Annotated in this window: 11 protein-coding genes; 8 read left to right on the forward strand and 3 right to left on the reverse strand. The window is 44.3% G+C overall.

The features are described from left to right. Nucleotides 1-112 precede the first annotated feature (112 nt). Nucleotides 113-382, forward strand: coding sequence for a hypothetical protein (locus J7384_RS06895; protein ID WP_209112422.1), 270 nt, complete (start codon nt 113-115; stop codon nt 380-382). Between the two features lie 93 nt (nt 383-475). Here the strand turns inward: J7384_RS06895 and barA are convergent, their stop codons facing one another. Further along, nucleotides 476-3325, reverse strand: coding sequence for a two-component sensor histidine kinase BarA (barA, locus tag J7384_RS06900; protein WP_209112424.1), 2850 nt, complete (start codon nt 3323-3325; stop codon nt 476-478). Between the two features lie 129 nt (nt 3326-3454). Between barA and rlmD the strand changes: the two genes are divergently transcribed. From rlmD to J7384_RS06920, 4 genes are all read left to right on the forward strand, one after another. Further along, entirely contained in the window at nt 3455-4777 is a 1323-nt protein-coding gene (gene rlmD / locus J7384_RS06905; protein WP_209112426.1) for a 23S rRNA (uracil(1939)-C(5))-methyltransferase RlmD, read from the forward strand. Nucleotides 4778-4839: 62 nt separating this feature from the next. Next, nucleotides 4840-7041, forward strand: coding sequence for a GTP diphosphokinase (relA, locus tag J7384_RS06910; RefSeq protein WP_209112428.1), 2202 nt, complete (start codon nt 4840-4842; stop codon nt 7039-7041). Continuing rightward, entirely contained in the window at nt 7038-7934 is an 897-nt protein-coding gene (gene mazG / locus J7384_RS06915) for a nucleoside triphosphate pyrophosphohydrolase (protein WP_247741673.1), read from the forward strand. Before relA ends, mazG begins: the two co-directional genes overlap by 4 nt. 9 nt (nt 7935-7943) lie before the next feature. After that, nucleotides 7944-8327 (forward strand): YbaN family protein, encoded by a 384-nt coding sequence (locus J7384_RS06920; RefSeq protein WP_209112430.1) that lies wholly within the window; start codon nt 7944-7946, stop codon nt 8325-8327. A 23-nt stretch (nt 8328-8350) separates the two neighbouring features. Here J7384_RS06920 and J7384_RS06925 read toward each other — a convergent pair whose 3' ends face one another. Both J7384_RS06925 and J7384_RS06930 read right to left on the reverse strand, forming a co-directional pair. Continuing rightward, on the reverse strand, nt 8351-9286 hold the full coding sequence (locus J7384_RS06925; RefSeq protein WP_209112432.1) for a DUF58 domain-containing protein: 936 nt from the start codon (nt 9284-9286) through the stop codon (nt 8351-8353). 66 nt (nt 9287-9352) lie between these two features. After that, the gene (locus J7384_RS06930; protein WP_348523850.1) at nt 9353-10330 is read right to left on the reverse strand and encodes a MoxR family ATPase; all 978 of its coding nucleotides are present in this window, start codon (nt 10328-10330) and stop codon (nt 9353-9355) included. A 40-nt stretch (nt 10331-10370) separates the two neighbouring features. Here J7384_RS06930 and J7384_RS06935 point away from each other — a divergent pair, with 40 nt between their 5' ends. The 3 genes from J7384_RS06935 to J7384_RS06945 all read left to right on the forward strand — a co-directional run bounded on the left by J7384_RS06935 (nt 10371) and on the right by J7384_RS06945 (nt 12292). Continuing rightward, nucleotides 10371-11000, forward strand: a complete 630-nt coding sequence (locus J7384_RS06935; RefSeq protein ID WP_209112434.1) for a DUF2878 domain-containing protein — start codon at nt 10371-10373, stop codon at nt 10998-11000. Between the two features lie 177 nt (nt 11001-11177). After that, on the forward strand, nt 11178-11729 hold the full coding sequence (locus tag J7384_RS06940; protein ID WP_209112436.1) for a chalcone isomerase family protein: 552 nt from the start codon (nt 11178-11180) through the stop codon (nt 11727-11729). After that, nucleotides 11726-12292 carry a DUF3833 domain-containing protein gene (locus J7384_RS06945; RefSeq protein ID WP_209112438.1) on the forward strand — a complete coding sequence of 189 codons (567 nt, stop codon included), beginning with the start codon at nt 11726-11728 and terminating at the stop codon, nt 12290-12292. The genes J7384_RS06940 and J7384_RS06945 overlap by 4 nt, the downstream gene beginning before the upstream one ends. Nucleotides 12293-12348: the final 56 nt, after the last annotated feature.

Genomic DNA, 12348 nt, shown 5'->3' on the forward strand with positions numbered 1-12348 from the left:
TCAAATGGATAACTCAAACGCTGCCTTATTTTCTCAAGACAATAATTCGCTTCTTTAACCTTCTTTAATTATACTGAGAATATCTAGATAAAATTTGCTAATGGAAAGTGTTATGCAGTCACGAAAGCAGTCTATTGTTGAGCAAAATAATGGGCATGAAATGGATCGCCGTGGGCCGGAGCCTGAAAAATCTATTTGGTGGGATAAACTCACCCTTGCTCAAAAATTTTCGGCGAGCAGTTTGGCTAAGTTCGGCTATGAACTTGCCTTTGTTCGCTATCAAAGTAGTAATAACCTTGCGGTAATGACCTGTAATACAGGGCTTGCGACCATTTCAATTGATGGTGAAATCGATACCCAACCAAGCATTGATATGCGCTAGGGCGCTTAGCTAAGCTTATTTATAAAGTAGCGCTGATCTTTTAACTTTTCACGTCTCACTCGGTGTTAGCGCTACTCCTATCTACTATTTAGTTTAGTCATTTGGGATGTGGCTAAATGTCTCGATCAAACTCGGTGCTAGGTTAAGCAGTTGGTTAACGTGCTCTTCTAGTTCAAATAACTCAGGTTCAACATCGATTAATGATGCCTCTTGTTTTAATGAGGTTTCAATAACATTTAGGGTTTTACTCAAATTGGGCACCGCCGTGTAACAACAGGCACCGTTGAGCTTGTGTACTAAGCGTTTTACTTCGTTTTTGTCATCTGATTCAATGGCTTGTTCAATGTCGAAGCGATAGGTTGGTAAGCTTGCAATAAGGCCCGCAAACATCTCTTCAGCGATATGCTCTTTATTACCCACTCGAGTCAAAGCAAGCGGCCAATCGACAATATCTGGGGGTATCTGGTCGGCTTGACTATTTTCACCGTTCTGGGCATTAGTTTTGACTTCTTTATCTTCCAGCAGCGGCGCAGGTGTTGCCTCTATCACTTGTTCAATAACTGGGCTAATAAATAAATCGAGATCGCAATACTCGTAGATGGTGTGGTGCAGCATCGCTTCGTCGATTGGCTTGGTAATGTAGGCGCTAAAACCAAGTTGTAGCAGTTTTTCTTTTTCTCCTGCTAAGGCGTGAGCGGTAACTGCGACTATCGGGGTATCGTCGTTAAAGGTTTCGGCTTTAATTGCTTTGAGTGCGCTAATGCCATCCATTGTTGGCATTTGAATATCCATAAAAATCAGGGCGTATTTTTCACTTTGGCAGTATTCAACCGCTTCTTGACCATGGCTTGCGGTAACAACTTCGTTCACTTGTTCAAGCAGCAGCGCTTTTATGAGTTTCAAGTTTGCTTCGTTGTCATCAACCGCCAATACTTTTATCGGTACCTTAGCCTGGCCATTATCCGCTTGCTCCTGTGGCTGATGATTGTTTTGTCCGAGCATGGCTTTGAGCAATTTAGCGCGAGTGAGCGGTTTACTCAAACAGGCATTGGCACCGCCAGCGACTAGTAACTCTTGTAGACTTGGCGAGTTGCTGTTGATGGCTAAATAAACTTTATCTATTTTAGACTTGGTTAAGGTCACCAGTTCTTTTAATTCACTTACGGCAGTTGGGCTGACATCGTGACTGATCAAGGCTAAATCGAAGCGCTGTTGTTCATTATTGAGGGCAGAACTAAGCTCGTCTAAAGTGGTTACCGGTGTGATATCCATTTGCCAGCTTTGCAAAATTTCACTGGTCGCAATGCGGCTGTGAGTTTGTGTTTCAAAGTATAGAATGCGTTTCTTTTTCAGAGGCAACGGCGCTTCTAATTGAGCCATTTGCAACGGATTAATTTCACACTGGAAGGTAAACCAGAAAGTTGAACCTCGGCCCCCTTCACTGATAAAGCCAATATCACCGTGCATTTCGCGCGCTAATCGCTGTGAAATAACGAGGCCTAGCCCAGTGCCGCCGTAGAGCCGGGTAATACTTTTATCGGCCTGACCAAAGGCTTCGAAAATTGCGTCTTGTTGCTCGCTATTCATGCCGATACCGGTGTCACTGACCGTGACCTTGATGACCACCGACTGCTTATCAATGTGCTCGCTATCAATATCGACGGTTACTGAACCTTTTTCGGTAAATTTCAAGGCGTTATTGGCCAGATTTGTCAGTACTTGCTTAATGCGCATGGCATCGCCAATCAGCGAGTCTGGCAGGTGCTGCGCAATGCGCACCGAAAGCTCAATGTTCTTTTTGTGGGCGCTTGGTGCAAGTAAGGTAATGGCTTCATCCACAGAATCACGCAAGGTAAACGGGATGTTTTCAATAATCATTTTGCCCGCGTCGAGTTTTGAAAAATCGAGAATATCATTGATGATGGCAAGTAGGTTATTTGCCGAGCGTTCAATGGTTTGAATATAGTCGCGCTGGGTGTCATTAAGTGGCGTTTTTAACACTTGGCGGGTAAAGCCAATGACGCCATTAAGCGGCGTTCTTAACTCGTGACTCATATTAGCTAAGAACTCAGATTTTACTCGGTTAGCATCTTGTGCTTTTCGCTTCGCTAAGTTGAGCTCAACGTTTTGAATTTCAAACTGTTCGAGACTGTCGCGTAAATCAATGGTCGCTTGGTCAATACTGCGCTGCATTTCATCGTGGTAATCGCCAAGCGATTGCGCCATCGCATTGATACCATTTTTCAGAAAGTTAAGCTCGCCAATCAGTTGACCATTAACCCGGCTTTCCAGTTTGCCTTCGCGAATTCGGTCAACAGCTTGCACCATAGAGCTCACTGGCCGAGTTACATTTTGAATCAGCTTAAAGGTGAAAATACCGCTCAATAGCGAGCCGAGTAAGACAATACTAAAAGCAACAAGCAACTGACTTTGTTGGTTAAAGCGTATCTTGCTGCGGTCTATTTGCATCGCGATATAACCGACGACTTCAGGCCCAGAATTGTCGTTATTGGTCTGAAATAAGCTGTTTTCATTAATAATTGGCGTGCGAAAGATCAGGTAGTCATCAGTTGTTTCAAAGCTGGTGCTGGCGGGAATTTGCTGGCCTGCGCGCAGCCGCATTAAGTTGGTATCGCCGTGGTAAGCGCTAGTAATAAAAACTTGGTTGTCTTTGGTAAAAACCGCGATACTTTTGATCATGGTTGCGTGATTGCGATGGGCAAAGCCGATAATGTGGCGCAACTTTTCCCGCTGTCGATAAATAATCGGGTCGGTACTTGCAATAGCGAGTGGTTCAATGATGCTTTGCGAACGCTCGGTAAGAAAGTCATTGAGTTCGGTAAAACGGCTATAGGAGAAGTAGCCGGCAATTGAAAAACCGATAAGCGTCGTCGGGAGAATGGTAAGTAAAATAACCCAATCTTTTAGGCTGATTTTTTGCATGCTTTTTTATATGGCTTGATAATAAATAGTGTAGAATGACGGCCAACTCTCATAATGTCATATCGTCTAGTAAATTAGAACCTATCTCTCTGGTTATCTACTGGAATAAAGCAATATACTGGAATACCTGTGGTTAACTTCTATAAAGCAAAGAAACAACAAGCACTTATTGGTCAATCTGCGGTGGTCACCATTGTTCGACTCGATTTGAACGGTGCAGGTGTTGCTCGTTATCAAAACAAGCCCTTGTTTGTGGACGGTGCACTCGTGGGAGAGCAAGTGAAGGTTAAAATCAGCGAGCAAAAGTCTAAGTATTTACGTGCGAATTTGCTGGCGGTTCAAAAAGCGAGTGAGTATAGAGTAACACCTCAATGCCAACACTTTGCTGAATGCGGTGGCTGTGATTTACAACATTTAGACGCCAACCAGCATTTACAGTTCAAGCAAGAAAAGGTTGCCAACCTATTTGCTCGTAGCCAAGTGAAACAGCAATTGCCTTGGCAAGGTGCAGTAAAAGTGAATAGCTGGCATTATCGCCGCAAAGCGCGTATTGGTATTCAATACGCAAAATCAGGGCAAGCGATTATTGGCTTTCGCGCAAAACAGTCTAACCGAGTACTTAACATCAACGCTTGTCCTGTGCTGCTGCCCGAACTCTCAGAGCTATTTAAACACCTAAAAGCGCTTATTGGAGAGCTTAGTACGGATAAAAGTATTGGCCATATTGAGGTTATTGCGACCGAGCAGAAAGTGCTGGTAGTTCGACAATTAAAACCAATGAATAGCGCTGATAAAGCGCTTTGGCAAGTGTTTTCAACTGAGCATGACTATGCAATTTTAATTGACGATGGCAACGCCATAACACCATTAACAAGACCTGTTTCACTGCGTTATTTACTGCCAGACAACAGTGAGATAGCCTTTGCGAGTGACGACTTTATTCAAGTTAATCAAGCAGCCAATGATCGCATGGTCAATCAAGCGCTCGATTGGCTTGAACTTGCACCAAACGACACCGTATTAGACTTGTTTTGCGGTTTGGGCAATTTCAGTTTGCCGATAGCAAGACAGGTCAGCCAAGTGGTGGGTGTTGAAGGCGTTAGCGCTATGGTTGATAAGGCGAAAGCCAACGCCGAGCGCAATCAGTTAAACAACTGTCAGTTTTATCAAGCCAACCTACACGAGCCTTGGCTTGAGCAGGTTTGGGCACAACAAAACTACAATAAGGTATTGCTTGACCCAGCCAGAGCTGGGGCACTGCCAACTGTTGAGCAAGTCGCTAAATTAAAGCCTGAGCGTATTGTTTATGTCAGTTGTGACCCAGCAACCTTAGCACGCGATAGCCATGCATTAATAAACTTGGGCTATCAGATGAAAAAAATTGGCCTTGTTGAGATGTTTTCTCAAACTAAGCACGTTGAAACTATGGTATTGTTCTTACCAAGTTCATAATTAATTGCCTCATTCACGGTTGGCAATCAAGTGCAGTGGTATATCGACTAGGGAAGAAGTAAATGGTTTCTGTGCGTCAGTCACATTTGATCTCTGAAACAAATTTCGAACAATGGCTCAGTGCGCAAGTTCTTGGCCAAGCTAAACAGCAAGCATTAGAAAGCGTGTGGCAGCGAACGCAAAGTGCGTTTGCCCAAGCGCCAGCAGCGCAAGCCAAAGCACTCGAAATGGTTGAGATCCTCGCCGAGCTCAACCTCGACAAAGACGCTCTTGTTGCCGCTTTTTTGAGTCCGTTATTCGAGAGTCAATTACTGACCTTAGCGGATGTTGAGCAAGACTTTAGCCCTGCAGTTTACGCCTTGTGCCAAGGTGTTCAGCAAATGGAAGCGATCAAAGCGCTTCGTCCATCGCCTAATAGTGTTGCTTCGCAGCAAAAAAGTGGCTTAAACCAAATAGATAACGTCAGGCGCATGTTACTGGCGATGGTTGAAGACGTTAGAGCTGTGGTGATTAAACTCGCTGAGCGGTTGTGCTATTTACGACAAGTGAAAAACGACAGTGAAGACGTGCGAGTACTGGCGGCGAAAGAAACGGAAACTATTTACGCACCATTGGCCAATCGTTTAGGGATAGGTCAATTAAAGTGGGAGCTTGAAGATATTGCCTTTCGCTATCTGCACCCAGAGGTCTATAAAAAAATCGCCAAGCTACTCGATGAAAAGCGCCTTGACCGCGAACAGTATATGGTTGATTTTGTTGATGGTTTATCAACGCAACTGGCTCATGTTGGCGTCAAAGGGCAAGTTTACGGTCGACCAAAACACATTTACAGCATTTGGAAAAAGATGCACAAAAAGGGCCTGAGCTTTGAGCAACTTTTTGATGTTCGCGCGGTGCGGGTTATCGTCGACCAGCTACAAGATTGTTACAGTGCCTTAGGGGTTGTCCACACCAATTGGCAGCATTTGCCAAAAGAGTTTGATGATTATGTCGCAACGCCAAAAGCCAATGGTTATCAATCGATTCATACCGTTGTTTTAGGACCAGAAGGCAAAGCAGTTGAAGTGCAAATTCGTACCCAACAAATGCACGATGATGCCGAGCTAGGTGTAGCCGCCCATTGGCGTTACAAAGAGGGCAGTGCATCGGGTAAAAGCAGCGGCTTTGATGAGAAAATCAGTTGGCTGAGAAAAATCCTGCAATGGCAAGAAGATGTTAGCGAAAGTGGTGAGGTTCTTGACGAGCTTCGCAGTCAGGTCTTTGAAGATCGCATTTATGTCTTTACGCCAAGTGGTGATGTTATCGACTTGCCAGCGGGATCAACACCTCTCGATTTTGCTTATTATATTCATTCAAATGTCGGCCACTGCTGTATCGGTGCTAAGGTTTTTGGCCGTATTGTGCCGTTTACCTATCAGCTGCAAACGGGTGAACAAGTAGAAATTCTTACCAGTAAACAGCCCAATCCGAGTCGAGATTGGTTAAACCCGAGTTTGGGTTATATTCACAGCGCTAGAGCACGTTCGAAAGTACAGACCTTTTTTAGATCACAGGATCGCGACAAGCACATTGCCAGTGGTAAAGAACAGCTCGAGGCTGAACTGGCTAAGCTAGATTTAGACGAAATTGATTTGCTGGCGGCGGCAAAGCGTTTCAATGTTGGTCAAGTTGCTGATTTATACGCAGCTATTGGTTCGGGCAATGCGCGTTTGCAGCAAGTGCTTAATTTCTTGCAGCAGCAAGATGACAAGCACAAACCACCGGTAGAACTGGCACCAGAAGAAATTATTAAACCGACGAATAATCAACAAAAAGTTGATAAAAACGGTATTACCGTTTCAGGTGTCGGCAATTTGCTAACCCACGTGGCTCAGTGTTGCCAGCCTGTACCGGGCGATAATATTCTTGGTTTTATTACGCAGGGACGCGGTATTTCCGTGCACCGTCAAGATTGTGAGCAGCTCGGGCATTTGCTCAGCCAGCAGCCCGAGCGTGAAATAGAAGTGCAATGGGGCGAACAAAACCAACAGAAATATCAGCTGTCGATTTTAATTATCGCAAACGACAGACAAGGCTTATTGCGCGATGTGTCGAGTATTATTGCCAACGATCGCATCAGTATTCTCGGGCTAGAGACTAAAACAGACAGCCAACAAGTAACGCGAATGAGTATCAAGCTTGAATTGGTGCACCTTGATACTTTGGCGAAGTTAACTAATAAGTTATTGCAACTTGACGATGTAATTGAAGTAAAAAGACTATGAGTGAATCACTAACCCGTGCCAATGGTGAACAAGCCCGTGTAGAGACAACTGAATGTGCTGAGCACATTAGCAAGGGAATTAACCAGCCGCCGTCAATGGAAAAGCTGCGCTGGATTATGTCTGAGCTGCGCGACCCAGAAACCGGTTGTCCGTGGGACTTAAAGCAAACCTTTGCGACCATAGTGCCACATACACTGGAAGAAGCTTACGAAGTTGCCGATGCTATCGAACAAGGTGATTTTAGCGAACTTGAAAAAGAGCTTGGCGATTTATTGTTTCAAGTGGTGTTTTACAGTCAATTGGGACAAGAACAAAAGCGCTTTGATTTTGATTCTGTTGTTGCTGCGATTTGCGAAAAGTTAATTCGTCGCCACCCTCACGTATTTGCAAGTGAAGCCTTTGCCGACGAAGCGGCAGTGAAAAGCAATTGGGAAAATGAAAAAGCCAAAGAGCGTGCTAGCAAGCACCAAAAAGGTCAACACCCAAGGCAAAACTTGAGTGTCTTAGCGGATATTCCCAAGAACTTACCGGCTTTATCTCAAGCCAATAAAATTCAAAAACGCTGCGCTCATGTCGGCTTTGATTGGGACAATAAAGATGACGTTTTCGCTAAAATTGAAGAAGAAGTGCAAGAAGTTAAAGAGCACGTCCACGGTGACCAAACCTTACTCGGCGAAGAATTAGGAGATTTGCTGTTCGCGGTCGTTAACTTGTGTCGTCACGCTAAACACGATCCCGAGGCTTTGTTGAGGGCGGCTAATCAAAAATTTACTCGTCGTTTTCACGGTGTTGAAGCACAAGTAGAGGCTTCTGGTAAAGATATTCGCGAGCATGACTTAGCAACTCTCGATCAGTTTTGGCACCAAGTGAAACAACAAGAACAAAATAAGTAGACTTGGCAGATGTTACTTAAAATAGTTGGCTTATTCTTTGTTGGCTTGGCAATACTGGGCGTAGTGTTACCGATTTTACCAACAACGCCCTTCTTGCTGGTCGCGGCTGCGTGTTTTGCTAAATCATCCCCGTATTTATACGACAAACTACTGAGTAATCGTATTTTTGGCCCAATGATTCGAGATTGGCGCGCCCACCGCAGCATTCCCAAGCGGGCCAAGCGTATCGCGTTGTTGACCATGTTACTGGCGCTGATTTGGTCGTGTTATCGACTTCAGCACTGGTATTGGCAAGCTCTGGTATTGGTGTTAATTGTCCCGCCAGCAATTTTTGTTGCCCGCTTACCGCTTAGTGAGCATATCAAAGAGTCGAAGTCCTCAAATAAGTGTTAATAACGCTCTCTGTTTACTGTTGACTAGTATTTTGCCAATGCCGTTAAACAGGCTTTAACGTGCTGTGAGCCGTGGTTTGGCGCGATAGTTTCATTGTTTAGCTGTAAACCAAAGGCTTGCTGTTGTTTATCGTAGTCGAGTATTAAGCCGGTCAAATAACTGAGTTTATCTTCAATATCGCCAATCGGTATCTGCTTTAGGCTTAACCAAATGTCATCGCTTTGCGGCGCGCCGTATTGCTTACTAAACCAACCTTGACCTGTTGCTACTTGTTTCCATGCGATATGAGCCAGAGATTGCCCTTGCTGGTATGGGGCTAGCTGTAAAAATTCTTCCATTTGTTGGTGGTCGTAAACTTGGTTGGCGTTGTTGTCATCTTCACTAACTTGTCGGTTGTTATCGTCTTTTCTGTAGTGACTGGCCAGTTGTTTAACGCTCGGGTAAACAGTTGCGGTTAAATCGAGATCGAGTTTAGTCCATGTGGTAAAAAGTCCAAGTGGGTATTGGCTGACAATTTTGAGTCGAGTTAGTGGCGCTAAACCGCGTCGATTAAAATAAAGCGGCACCGTAATGTCATTACTGCCTTTAGCGCAATGCCAGTGACTAGTTGTTGGATGCTGATCAAATTGAGCACTGAGGTGGTACCTAGGTTTGCTGGTCGTTAACTCAATCGAGAGCTGGCTCGCCTTGTCCGCAAAGCAGTGAGGCTTTGCATAGCTGCTAACCGTTAGCCCAGAAAGATTGAAAAAGCTGTGGTGCATGGCAGTAACAAAGATACTTGCCAGTAAAAAGCTCAATAAAATAATGATATTGTTTTGATAGTTAGTGCCCAGTAAAAACAAAACAACGGTAAATAGGAGATAAACAACACCGAATCGGCTCGGTAGGATAAAGATGTTTTTGTGGTTGAGCTCTTGTTTGTGGGCAGGTGGCATGCGTTGGTTGAGCCAACCATTCATGCTTTTTTGCCATTTGCTTTTGAGCTGAGTGAATGCCATCGCTATTGTCGTTATCTAATAAGAAAATTAATCAAATGTTAGGTTATTGGCGTCAACTTGATTGAGGATCTGGGCAAATAACGGCGTATTTTGGTTATTGGCCAAGTGATGGTTTTCGCCGTCGATTCGGTGACTGGCAACCGCGTCAAATACGGCCTGAACGTCTTCTGGTAAAACAAAGTCTCTATTGTCGATAAACGCCCATGCTTTGGCTGCGCTCAGCAATGATTTTGCCGCTCGTGGAGAAAGTGGCAAACCGGCAAAATCTGCGCGGCGCGTCGCACTAGTCAAAGCTAAGATATAATCGATAATCGCTGCTGAGCTATGAACCTCTTGCACCGCGTTTTGCATCTTGAGCAGTTCTTCTGAGCTCAAACAGTGACTCAAGCTTTGATAATCAATGCGCTGTTGCTGATGAGTTAACATTGCCCGTTCAGCAACCAGCGGTGGAAAGCCCATAGTAATACGCATTGTAAAGCGATCAAGCTGAGATTCTGGCAGTGGGTAAGTGCCCGCGTGGTAAACCGGATTTTGAGTGGCAATGACAAAAAACGGTGTTGGCAACGGGTAACTAGTGCCATCAACACTGACTTGACCTTCTTCCATCGCTTCTAACAGCGCGCTTTGAGTTTTTGGACTGGCGCGATTGATCTCATCAGCGAGTAAGATTTGATTGAAAATAGCCCCTTGATGAAAGCTAAAACTGTTATCGTTTTGCTGATAAATATTGACGCCAATAACGTCGGCGGGCAGTAGGTCACTGGTGAACTGAATGCGCTGATAGCTAAGCCCCAAACTGTGTGCCAAGCTGTGGGCTAAGGTAGTTTTGCCCATGCCGGGTAAGTCTTCAATTAACAAATGGCCTTTGGCAAGAACACAAGCCAGTGCTAATTTTATTTTATCTTCTTTACCTAGAATGATTTGATTGAGTTGATGGATAACTTGATCGAGTTGCTGTGGCATTGGCGCTCTGGTAACAAACTGAGGTTGTAGTTCTTGTACCACAATTTATCCGAGGCAACCAGCGTCTTATCATTTCTCTTGCGTGAGTAAGCTGATTGGTGTTGAACTGTCGTCAGCCAATACCCGTAAAACGTCTAACACAACAACGGTTATTCAAGGCTTGCTATCTAAGCTTATGAAAAATTTATTGAATATTCTTATGTTTCAAGGTGCGTGGTTTGCACTTGTCTTAGCAGGAAACCATGCGGCTCTTTGGTTGTTGCCGATATTAGCGATTCATTTGCTTTTACAACAAAGACCATTAGCTGAACTTAGTTTAATCGCAGTTGCCAGTGTGATTGGTATTTTTGCAGATACCCTGATTTTCAATTTAGGTGGTTACCAGTTTACCTCAAACGTGCAAATCGAATTTCTAGGTATTGCGATTATCCCTTGGTGGCTAATGTGCTTGTGGTTATTTTTTTGCGCGACGTTGCGTCATAGTCTCGCTTTTTTGCAACAAAAAAAACTACTCGCCTCAATACTGGCGGCAACTTCAGGGCCGCTCAGTTACTTTGCCGGCATGAAGCTCGGTGCGGTTAGCTTTGGCTGGTCACTACCAACAGTTATTGCGATATTAGCTTTGTTGTGGGCAATTTTACTGCCGTTATTTTTCTGGTTGAGCCGTTATCTTGACGACAAGCTCGCCGCGCCAACTGTAAGAACTTGGTAATCCGAACCTGACCTTGGCTCGTAATGATACTTATTAATAGCTTAAGCACAGCGACTAATGAATTCGACCAATAAAACCTTAGCTGATGACGTGTCAATGTCGATAGTGTCCGCATTAGTGTTAATTATGCTGATAGTTCCGACTCCAACGAGTTACGCAGATAATCAAGGAAGCGCTATGACAGATAAGCCTAATATTTTGATGTCAACCGATGCGGTTGACCAATCGTCGGCAGGGAAGGTATTGGAAACTTTGACGTGGCAGGAAGTTGGTCGTGTTCGCTTTTCGGTATTATTTTGGAAAGTCTATGACAGCCGTTTGTTAACACTGACCGGAGACTATGATGAAGATAGCTATCCCAAACAGCTTGAAATCACCTATTTACGCGATATTGATAAACAAGACTTAGTCGACAATACCGAAAAGCAGTGGCAACACTTAAATTACTCAGCTGAGCAGTACCAAGAGTATTTACCTTGGCTCGCTGAGGTATGGCCCGATATTAAAAAAGGGCAGCAGCTCAGCATTGTCGTTGATCAAGACACTAGTCAGTTCTATTTTAACGGTCAAGCAATTGGATCAGCGCGCAGCAGAGTCTTTGGCGATATGTTCCTGGCGATTTGGTTATCGCCTAACACCAGTGAGCCGAAGCTTAGAGCGGAACTTATCGGCCAACCTACAAAGTCAGCAAGTAAGGCGCGTTCAACAAATAAAGGAGCAAGTGAATGAAACTTCGTCATATAACTGACATATTCACGGTAATTACGTTTGTTTTTTTGCTCGCTAGCTGCACAACTCATATCGAGGAGTATCAAGAAACTACTCCCAACTTCGATATCGCTGAATATTTTAACGGCGAGCTGGTCGCTTGGGGTATAGTACAAGATTACAATCGCAAATTAACCCGGCGCTTTTGCGTTGAGCTCAATGGCCAGTGGCAAGGCAATCGTGGCGATTTATATGAACAATTTTATTTTGCCGATGGTGAGCGTTCAAGTCGTCACTGGCGTTTAGAAAAGCTGCCTTCTGGTATCGTGACGGGGACCGCCGACGATGTTGATGGCGTTGCCAGTGGTCAATCGCAAGGTATGGCATTTCAGTGGCAGTATTACCTCAATGTCGCTGTTGGTGATACTAGCTACGAATTTTTTCTTGACGATTGGATGTACCAACTCGATCAATATCGACTGTTTAATCGCTCCTACATGAAAAAATTTGGTGTGACTTTAGCCGAAATTAGTATCTTTTTTGATAAAGAAGCCACAAATAAAACTTGTTCTACCTTCAAATAATCGTTTATATTGTGTTTTGTCCAAACGGTTAAGCTTTTGAAAGTAAATAAATTGAT

The organism is Endozoicomonas sp. G2_1, assembly GCF_017744155.1.
Lineage (GTDB): Bacteria > Pseudomonadota > Gammaproteobacteria > Enterobacterales > Alteromonadaceae > JAGHQT01.

Coding starts and splice junctions, on each gene's coding strand:
- mazG (WP_247741673.1), top strand. CDS start 7,038: ATGAGTGAATCACTAACCCGTGCCAATGGTGAACAAGCCCGTGTAGAG.
- J7384_RS06920 (WP_209112430.1), top strand. CDS start 7,944: ATGTTACTTAAAATAGTTGGCTTATTCTTTGTTGGCTTGGCAATACTG.
- J7384_RS06940 (WP_209112436.1), top strand. CDS start 11,178: ATGACAGATAAGCCTAATATTTTGATGTCAACCGATGCGGTTGACCAA.
- relA (WP_209112428.1), top strand. CDS start 4,840: ATGGTTTCTGTGCGTCAGTCACATTTGATCTCTGAAACAAATTTCGAA.
- J7384_RS06925 (WP_209112432.1), bottom strand. CDS start 9,286: ATGAATGGTTGGCTCAACCAACGCATGCCACCTGCCCACAAACAAGAG.
- barA (WP_209112424.1), bottom strand. CDS start 3,325: ATGCAAAAAATCAGCCTAAAAGATTGGGTTATTTTACTTACCATTCTC.
- J7384_RS06945 (WP_209112438.1), top strand. CDS start 11,726: ATGAAACTTCGTCATATAACTGACATATTCACGGTAATTACGTTTGTT.
- J7384_RS06895 (WP_209112422.1), top strand. CDS start 113: ATGCAGTCACGAAAGCAGTCTATTGTTGAGCAAAATAATGGGCATGAA.